Origin of the sequence: Cellulomonas sp. ACRRI, assembly GCF_022346185.1 — a bacterium.
Classification (GTDB): Bacteria; Actinomycetota; Actinomycetes; order Actinomycetales; family Cellulomonadaceae; genus Cellulomonas.
In genome coordinates this window covers 1-8861 of record NZ_JAKRMS010000151.1, presented here as the reverse complement: position 1 = coordinate 8861, position 8861 = coordinate 1, and the positions used below count along the sequence as shown (strand labels likewise).

Below are 8861 nucleotides of genomic sequence, written 5' to 3'. Positions count from 1 at the left end.
AGAGACAGGGTGCTCACCGGCGGGGGCGCGGCGGTCGCGGGCGCTCGCGGCCGGCTCGGCGGTCGCCGGCGGTGCGTCGGAGGTGGTGCGCCCGGACGCCCCGGCGCTCGCCGCGCCGGGACCCGACCGGGCCGCGGGCACGGCCGCGGGCTGCTCCGGGCTCGCGCCGACGGGCACCGGCGGCCGGCCCGCCGCCAGCGCCCCCGCGTGGGCGGAGCGCAGCTCCTGCGAGGGCAGCAGCCCGATCTCGTCGAGGGCCGCCGCCGCCCGCAGGTACGCCAGCACCGCCTCGCCGGGGCGGCCCTCCGCGGTGCGCGCCCGGACGAGCAGGGCCCACGCCCCCTCGCGGTACGGGTCGCCGTCGAGCGCCCGCTCCGCCGCCTCCGCGGCGCGCTCGGGGTCCGACTCGACCAGCGCGCGGGCGAGCGCCTCGTGCGCGCTGCGCCGGGCGGTCTCGAGCCGCTCCGCCTCCGCCTGCACCTCCGGCAGGTCCGCCTCCGACCCGAACGCCGGGCCGCGCCACAGGGCGAGCGCCTCGGCCAGCACCTCCGCGGCCTGCGCGGGCGAGTCCCGCCCGTCCTGCCGCCCGCGGCCCGCACCCCCGCGGGTCACGGCGCGGACGGCGCGGTCGAAGCGGTCCGCGTCGAGGTCCTGCGGGTCGAGGCGGTACCCGCCCGGAACCGCGCGCAGGTCGGCACCCACGAGCGCGCGGATCCGCGACGCGTGGCTGTGCAGGGTGTGCTCGGAGCTCGGCGGGGGTCCCGCCGGCCACAGCGCGGCGATGAGCCGCTCGCGCGGGACGAGCGCGCCCCGGTGGGCGAGCAGCACCGCGAGCAGAGCGCGCTGGCGCGCGCCGCGGACAGGTTCGGCCCCCTCCGCGGTCACGAGCTCCACGGGCCCCAGGACCCCGTACCGCATGGGCCGATCGTGGCCCCCGGGGGGTGCGGAGGGCAAGGGGGCACCGGCGCCGGTGCAGGTGGGCCGGGCGCGGGCGGCCCGGCCGGCGCGTCGCGGGGTAGCGTGCGGCGGGACCGCCGACCGCACCCGAAGGGACCCCGCCGCATGGCCCTGGACACCGCCCCGACCGCCGACCGCACGCGCGCCGCCCGCGTGCTGGACGCCGCGGACACCCGCGACGCGCACTGGCGGGACCTGTACCGGGACCTGCACGCGCACCCCGAGCTGTCCGGGAGGGAGCACCGCACCGCCGCGGCGCTCGCGGCCGAGCTGCGGGCCGCCGGGCTCGAGGTCACCGAGGGCGTCGGCGGGACCGGCGTGGTCGGCGTGCTGCGCAACGGCGACGGCCCCGTGGTCATGCTCCGCGCCGACATGGACGGCCTGCCCGTGCTGGAGGAGACGGGGCTGGCGTACCAGAGCCGGCACACGGACGTGAACCCGGCGGGCGAGTCCGTCCCCACGATGCACGCGTGCGGTCACGACATGCACGTGACCGCCCTGGCCGCGGCGGTCGACACCCTCGCCGGCGCGCGGGACGCCTGGTCCGGGACGCTGCTGGTGGTCGGGCAGCCGGCGGAGGAGACGGCGACCGGCGCGAGCGCGATGCTCGCCGACGGCCTGTTCACCCGGTTCCCGAAGCCGGACGTCGCCCTCGGCCAGCACGTCGGCCCGCTGCCCGCCGGGGTGGCCAACCACTCCCGCGGCCTGCTCATGGCCGCGGCGGCGACCCTGGACGTGACGATCCACGGGCGCGGCGGGCACGGCTCCCGCCCGTTCGTCACCGTGGACCCGATCCTGACCGCGGCGTACGCCGTCACCCGGCTGCAGGCGATCGCGTCGCGCGAGACCTCCCCCGAGGATCCGCTGGTCGTCACCGTCGGCACGTTCCACGCCGGCACGAAGTCGAACATCATCCCGGACACCGCCACCTTCACCGTGAACCTGCGCGCCCGGTCGGACGCGTCGATGGCGCGCGCCGTGGCGGCGGTCGAGCGGATCGTCGGCGCCGAGGCCGCGGCCGCGGGCTGCCCCGAGCCGCCGACGATCACCATGCGGGAGAACCCGCCCGCGACCGTGAACACCGCCGAGGTCGTCGACCGCGTGATGGCGGCGCAGCAGGCCGTCATGCCCGCGGGCGCCGTGCGCACCGCCGAGCCGCTGATGGGCTCCGAGGACTTCTCCGAGTACGGGCTGCCGAAGGGGCGCTACGACGGCGACCCCGTGCCCTACGCGTTCTGGTTCTGGGGCGGCGCGGAACCCGCGCTGTTCCCCGACGGCTACGTGTCCGGGTTCTCGGCGGCCGTCCCGGGCAACCACACCGCCCAGTTCGCGCCGCTCGACGAGCCGACCATCGCCGCCGGGCGCCGGCTCCTGGTCGCCGCGGCGCTGGAGTTCCTGGCCTGAGCGCCGCCGGGGGATGATGGCGGGCGTGCCCGCGCTCGACATCGTCCACCTGACCGACCCCGACGACGAGCGGCTCGCCGACTACGTCTCCCTGACCGACGTCGCGCTGCGCTCGCGGCACGAGCCCGAGAAGGGCCTCTACATCGCGGAGAGCTCCACGGTGCTGGGCCGGGCGCTCGCCGCGGGGCACCGACCCCGGTCGGTGCTGGTCTCACCGCGGTGGCTGCCCGACCTGACGGCGATGCTGGAGACCCGGGACCCCGCGGGGGAGCCGGTGCGGGTGTACGTCGCCGAGCCCCCGGTCCTGGAGGCCATCACCGGCTTCCACGTGCACCGCGGGGCGCTCGCGGCGATGCACCGGCCGCCGCTGCCGGCCGTGGCGGACGTCCTCGCCGGGGCGCGCCGGGTCGCGGTCCTGGAGGACGTCGTCGACCACACCAACGTCGGGGCGGCGTTCCGGTCCGCCGCGGCCATCGGGGTGGACGCGGTGCTGGTGACCCCGCGGTGCGCGGACCCGCTGTACCGGCGGTCCGTGCGGGTCTCGATGGGCACGGTGTTCCAGGTGCCGTGGACCCGGGTGGACCCGTGGCCGGGCGGGATCGAGCTGCTGCGGGGGGCGGGCTTCGTCACGGCCGCGCTCGCGCTGTCGGACGACTCGGTGAGCCTCGACGCGCTGGAGGCGGACCCGCCGGAGCGGTTGGCACTGGTGCTGGGCGCCGAGGGCGACGGGCTGAAGCCCGCGACGATCGCCGCGGCCGACCTGACCGTGCGGATCCCGATGGCCGGGGGCGTGGACTCGCTGAACGTGGCGGCCGCGGGGGCCGTGGCGTTCTGGGCGACGCGCGTGCGGGGCTGATCCGCGGCGCGCCCGGCGGCGGGGTGCCGGCATCCACCGGCACCCCGTCGCGCGGGTCAGCGCGCCGTGGCGCGGGCGGCCACGCGCCGCCGCAGCACGCGCGCGGCCGACCAGACGGCCACGCCGGCGACGGCCAGCGTCCACGCCGCGACCCAGCCCGTCGCGAGCGCCAGCCCCGTGGTGGCGAGCACGCCCGCTCCCTGCCCGGTGATCTGGTACACGGTCCTCCTCCTCTCGTGTCGTGCGGCGCGGGGCCGCGGCTCGGCGCGCGCTCAGGCGCGCGCGGGTGCGAGGTGGCCCCAGCTCGGCTGCCTGCCGCGCAGGTGGGTCACCCAGGCATGGAGGTAGGCGCACTGCAGCGCCGTGTCGTAGAGGAGCTCCGGCAGGACGGCCGCGCCGAGCCACCGGGCCCGGGGGCCGCCGTCCCAGACCGTGACGAGCCGCTCGACGAGGAAGACGCCGCCCAGGGCGAGCCAGAACCCCTGCCACACGAACGTGCCGGCGACCGCGGCACCGAGCATGATCAGCAGCATCGCCCACCACGTCAGGGTCCCGAGGGTGAGGGCCGCCTGCTGCAGGTGGTACCGGGCGGTCACCGGCGTCAGCCCGTAGGCGCGCAGGTTGTCGAGCATCCCGCCGTACCAGCGGACCCGCTGCCGGTGCAGCGTCGGGAGCGTCGGCATCAGCTCGGTGCTGCACCGGCACGCGGCCGGGGCGACGAGCCGCCAGCCGCGGGTCCGCAGCGCGAGCGTGAGCTCCGAGTCCTCGGTCACCGCGCGCCGGTCGTACACGTCGCCCCGGGTGCCGGGCAGCGCGTCGCCGCGGTGCTCGGCGACGTCCGCCAGCGCCCGGTACCGGAACATCGACGCGGTGCCGGTGACGACCGCGACCCGGCCCGTCGTGAGGATCTTCGACGCGTACCGCGTGTACTCGTTCGCCTGGCAGAGCTCGACCACCCCGCGGGCCCCGTCGCCGTGGAAGATGCCGCTGACCGCGCCCAGCGCGGGGTCCGAGTCGAGGTGCGCGAGCGCGATCTCGACGAACGTCGGCGCGAGGCGGGTGTCCGCGTCCAGCACCAGCACGTACTCGGGCGGCGCGACCGCGAGCGCGGCGAGGGCCTGGTTGAGGGCGCCGGCCTTGCGGTCGGCGTTGTCCCGGGTGCGCAGGACGCGGGCGCCGAACGCGCGGGCGACCTCCGGCGTGGCGTCGGTGCACCGGTCCGCCACCACGGTCACGGCCGCGGGCCGCGCCGTCTGGCGGCGCAGGGCGCGCAGCGCGCCCGGGAGCGCCGCCTGCTCGTGGTGCGCGGGCACCAGCACGACCAGCCGGGCGCGGTCGACGGTCCGGCACGCCGCGAGGCGCGGCGGCGTCGCGTGCGGGGCGGGTGCGGCTGCGGTCGGCATCGGGGACCTCCGGGTGCTCGGGCACCCGGCTGTCTGCGGGGCCGGGCGCGGTGTGCACCCATCGGACCCCGGCGGGGGGCGGTGCTCACGCCCGGTGGCGCGCCGCCGAGCAGGGCCGCACGCGCGGTGGAGCATCCCGCGCGGCGCGGGCGGGTGACCCGGGTGCGGCTGCTCACCCGCGTCGGCGGACGCGGCAGGCCGGTGCCGCACGTCGGACGACGGGACCACGGGCGGTCCGACCGGGGTGGGACCCCGCGCGGTCCCCGTCGGCCCGAGGTCCGACGCGCGGGACCGGCGCCGCGGGGGACCGTCGGTGCATGACCCGACGCGACCAGCCCCGACGCGACCGCACCCGACCCGCCCGCCGGCCGGTCGCCCTCGTCGGGGCGGCGCTCGCGGCGGCGGTCCTCGCCGGCTGCTCGGCCGGCGGCGCCGCGGCGGGGCCCCGGGCCCTGCCGGCGGTGCCGGGCGCGACCGCCGACGCCGCGTCCCACGCGCCCGCGGGCGGCGCACCCGGCGCCGGCACGCCGCCGCTGGACGACGGTCTGGACGGCGTCGACGCCGACCTGGCCGCCCGGTTCGCGGCGGCGCGCGCCGCCGCCGGCGCCGAGGACGTCGAGCTGCGCATCACCTCGGGGAAGCGCACGCCGGAGGAGCAGCAGCGGCTCGTCGACGAGGCGGTGGCGAAGCACGGCGTCCCCGAGGCGTACCGGTGGGTGCTGCCGCCGGAGACCTCCGCGCACGTGCAGGGTCTCGCGATCGACGTGGGCCCGACCCAGGGCGCGTACTGGCTCGCGGAGCACGGGCCGGACTACGGGCTGTGCCAGACGTACGCCAACGAGGTGTGGCACTTCGAGAAGCTGCCCGACGGGGCGGACGCGTGCCCGGAGCAGCACCCGGACTCCTCCTGGGGCTGGTGACGGCTGCGGCCCGACGGCGATCACCGCTGGTCCTGCCGCGAGCGGTCGCCGTACGGTCGCCGCATGACGACCGCCGAGCACCGCCGCCCGACGACCGCCCCCGAGGACCTCGGCCCCGCCCTGCACGCCCGGGCCGAGGCCACGGGTCTCAGCGGCGTGGTGCACGTCTCGCGGGGCGGGGAGGTGCTGTTCGCGCGGGCGTACGGCTGGGCCGACCGGGCGCGGGGCGTCGCGGCCTGCGTCGAGCACCGGTTCGGCGTCGCCAGCGTCGCGAAGGGCTTCACCGCGCTCGCGGTCGCCTCGCTCGTCGAGGAGGGTCGCCTGGGCTGGGACGACCCCGTGCGGCCGGTGCTCGGCGACGACCTGCCGCTGGTGGACGACCGGGTGACCGTCGACCACCTGCTGGCGCACACGTCCGGGATCGGCGACTACCTGGACGAGAACGGCGACGGGCAGATCACCGACTACGTGCTGACGGTGCCGCCGCACGCGCTGGACGACACCGAGGCCTACCTGCCGATGCTCGCGCCGCACCCGCAGGTGTCCGAGCCGGGCGAGCGGTTCGCGTACAACAACGCCGGCTACGTGCTGCTCGCGCTCGTCGCGCAGCGGGTCGCGGGGGTGCCGTTCCCCGACCTCGTGGCCGAGCGGGTCCTCGGACCGGCGGGGATGTCCCGCACCGGGTTCCCGCGGTCGGACGAGCCCGCGGCGGACCTGGCGGTCGGCTACCTGGACGCCGAGGGCCCCCGGACCAACGTGCTGCACCTGCCGGTGCGGGGGAGCGGCGACGGCGGCCTCGCCACCACCGCGGCCGACCTCGCGGCGTTCTGGCCCGCGCTGACCGCCGGGCGCATCGTGCCCCCGGCGACCGTGGCGCGCCTCACCGAGCCCCTGCGCGTCGTCGAGGACGAGGGCATGCGGTACGGGCGCGGCTTCTGGCTCGGCCTCGACTCGCCGGACCTGGTCCTCGAGGGCTACGACGCGGGGGTGTCGGCGCGCACCCGGCACGACCCCGCGACCGGGGTAACGGTCACGGTGCTCGGGAACACGTCCGACGGGGCGTGGCCGGTGCTGCGCGCGCCCGCGGACGGCTGACCGGGGCCGCGCCGGCGCGTCAGCTGGCGCCGCGCCCCGTCTCGCCCTGGAGCCGGTCGATCATCTCGGAGGCCTGCGCCTTGGTCAGCCCCTCGGGGACCTCCTCGCCGGCCTCGCGGGCCAGGGTGTGCAGGTAGGAGTCCTGCGGGCCGGTCATCGGCTCGTCGCCGGTGACCCAGTCGGCCGGGTCCTTGGTGGCGTCGGTGGTGGGGTCGGGGGTCTGCTCGCTCATGCCGGTCACGGTAGGTGCGGGCGCGGGCACCCGCACGGCGAGCACCTCCCGTGCGGGTGCGAGGGGCGGGACGATCCTGTGGTGGGTGGTGACCGGCCTGGTTAGGGTGGTCGCCGCCCTGCGCCGACCGCCGAGAGGACCCCCGTGGCCACACCGACGACCGACACCGCGACCGACGAGCGGGTGCCCCGACCGGGTACCGGCCGCGGCCCCTGGGGCACGTCCCGGGCGGTGTTCTGGGGCTCGGCCGCCGTCGTGGCGGTCGTCTCCGGGTTCACGATCCTGTTCCCCGACACCGCGAGCCGGGTCATCGGCGCCGTCCAGACGAACGTGGTCAGCGGGTTCGGCTGGTACTACGTGGCGCTCGTCGCGGGGTTCGTGGCGTTCGCGATCTGGCTGGGCGCGGGCCGGTGGGGCGACATCCGGCTCGGCAAGGACGACGACGAGCCCGAGTACCCCCTGATGACGTGGTTCTCGATGCTGTTCGCCACCGGCATGGGCATCGGCCTGGTGTTCTGGGGCGTGGCCGAGCCGCTGAGCCACTACGCGAACCCGAAGCCCGGCGTGACGGGGACGCCGGAGCAGCTCGCCCAGGCCGCGATGTCGCAGACCTACCTGCACTGGGGGCTGAGCGCCTGGGCGATCTACGTGGTCGTGGGGCTGTCGATCGCGTACACGGTGCACCGCAAGGGGCGCCCGGTGTCGATCCGGTGGTCGCTGGAGCCGCTGCTCGGCGACCGGGTGCGCGGCCGGCTCGGCGACGCGGTCGACATCACGGCGGTCGTGGGCACGGTGTTCGGCGTGGCGACGTCGCTCGGGCTGGGCGTCCTGCAGATCACCGCGGGCCTGGAGCACACCGGGATCGCGACGAGCTCGACGACGCTGCAGGTCGTGCTCATCGTCGCGATCACGGCGGTCGCGACGCTGTCGGTGGTGTCCGGCCTGGACAAGGGCCTGAAGTGGCTGTCGAACATCAACGTGTCGATGGCGGGCGTGCTGCTCGTCGCCGTGCTGCTGCTGGGCCCGACGCTGTTCCTGCTCCGGGAGTTCGTGCAGTCGATCGGCACCTACCTGTCGCAGGCGATCCCGCTCATGTTCAACGTGTCGGCGTACTCCGGCGCCGAGGGCGAGGCCTGGCAGGCCGCGTGGACGACGTTCTACTGGGGCTGGTGGATCTCCTGGTCCCCGTTCGTGGGCGTGTTCATCGCGCGGATCTCCCGCGGCCGGACCGTCCGCGAGTTCGTCGGCGGCGTGCTGCTGGTCCCGACGATCGTGTGCTTCCTGTGGTTCTCCGTGCTCGGCGGCTCGGCGCTGCACCGCGAGCTGTTCGGCGGCGGCGGGCTGGTCGGCCCGGACGGCGAGGTCGTCCCGGAGAACGCGCTGTTCGACCTGCTCGCCGGGCTCCCGGGCGGGGCGGCGCTGTCGGTCGGCGCGATCATCCTGGTCGCCCTGTTCTTCATCACGTCCGCGGACTCGGGCGCGCTGGTGGTGTCGATGCTGGCCGCGGGCGGCGACCCGCACCCGCGCACGCCCCTGCGCGTGGTGTGGGCGGCGCTCGGCGGCGTGCTCGCGATCGCCCTGCTCCTGGCGGGCGGGCTGACCGCGTTGCAGACGGCGGCGATCCTCATCGCCCTGCCGTTCAGCGTGGTCATGATCGGGATGGTCGTCTCCACCTCCCGCGCGCTGCACGCCGAGCACACCGCGTTCCTGCGCGCGGAGCGGCGCCAGCTGCGCGCGCAGATCGACGAGCAGGTCTCCCGCCAGCTGTCCCGGCAGGTCGACCACCGGGTGGACCGGCGGTTCGACGAACGGTTGAGCCGGTGGCGGCGGTCGCGGGAGCGCGGCGGTCGGTAGCGGTCCCGCGGTCCGGCTACGGTGGGTCGCCGGCCGCGGCGAGCGTGGCCGGCACCCGGCGACCGGGCGTGCCCCGCGCCGCCGGTCGCACCCCGCACCTCCCGCACCAGGAAGCCGCATGCCCCGCGCCACCCCCGCAC

Annotated in this window: 9 protein-coding genes; 5 read left to right on the top strand and 4 right to left on the bottom strand. The window is 77.3% G+C overall.

Annotated features, from left to right (window positions below; genetic code table 11):
- Positions 1-918 (bottom strand): BTAD domain-containing putative transcriptional regulator (locus MHY85_RS18755; RefSeq protein ID WP_239199417.1); only part of this gene is annotated, 918 nt, incomplete at its 3' end.
- A gap of 144 nt (positions 919-1062) precedes the next feature.
- On the opposite strand from MHY85_RS18755, the gene MHY85_RS18750 reads away from it, so the two are divergent.
- Both MHY85_RS18750 and MHY85_RS18745 read left to right on the top strand, forming a co-directional pair.
- Positions 1063-2361, top strand: coding sequence for an amidohydrolase (locus tag MHY85_RS18750; protein ID WP_239199414.1), 1299 nt, complete (start codon positions 1063-1065; stop codon positions 2359-2361).
- Positions 2362-2377: 16 nt separating this feature from the next.
- Entirely contained in the window at positions 2378-3217 is an 840-nt protein-coding gene (locus MHY85_RS18745; protein ID WP_239199411.1) for an RNA methyltransferase, read from the top strand.
- Positions 3218-3273: 56 nt separating this feature from the next.
- On the opposite strand, the gene MHY85_RS18740 is transcribed toward MHY85_RS18745, so the two are convergent.
- Complete coding sequence (locus MHY85_RS18740; RefSeq protein WP_239199408.1) at positions 3274-3438, bottom strand: hypothetical protein; 165 nt, start codon at positions 3436-3438, stop codon at positions 3274-3276.
- Positions 3439-3489: 51 nt separating this feature from the next.
- On the bottom strand, positions 3490-4620 hold the full coding sequence (locus MHY85_RS18735) for a glycosyltransferase (protein WP_239199405.1): 1131 nt from the start codon (positions 4618-4620) through the stop codon (positions 3490-3492).
- Positions 4621-4937: 317 nt separating this feature from the next.
- Here MHY85_RS18735 and MHY85_RS18730 point away from each other — a divergent pair, with 317 nt between their 5' ends.
- Together MHY85_RS18730 and MHY85_RS18725 are read left to right on the top strand one after the other, a co-directional pair.
- The gene (locus MHY85_RS18730) at positions 4938-5540 is read left to right on the top strand and encodes a D-alanyl-D-alanine carboxypeptidase family protein (protein ID WP_239199402.1); all 603 of its coding nucleotides are present in this window, start codon (positions 4938-4940) and stop codon (positions 5538-5540) included.
- 63 nt (positions 5541-5603) lie between these two features.
- The gene (locus tag MHY85_RS18725) at positions 5604-6635 is read left to right on the top strand and encodes a serine hydrolase (protein WP_239199399.1); all 1032 of its coding nucleotides are present in this window, start codon (positions 5604-5606) and stop codon (positions 6633-6635) included.
- Positions 6636-6654: 19 nt separating this feature from the next.
- Here the strand turns inward: MHY85_RS18725 and MHY85_RS18720 are convergent, their stop codons facing one another.
- Positions 6655-6867: a DUF3072 domain-containing protein gene (locus MHY85_RS18720; protein WP_239199396.1), complete on the bottom strand. Its 213-nt coding sequence runs from the start codon at positions 6865-6867 to the stop codon at positions 6655-6657.
- 144 nt (positions 6868-7011) lie between these two features.
- On the opposite strand from MHY85_RS18720, the gene MHY85_RS18715 reads away from it, so the two are divergent.
- A complete protein-coding gene (locus MHY85_RS18715; protein WP_374234085.1) occupies positions 7012-8721 on the top strand; it encodes a BCCT family transporter in 1710 nt (569 codons plus the stop codon).
- Positions 8722-8861: the final 140 nt, after the last annotated feature.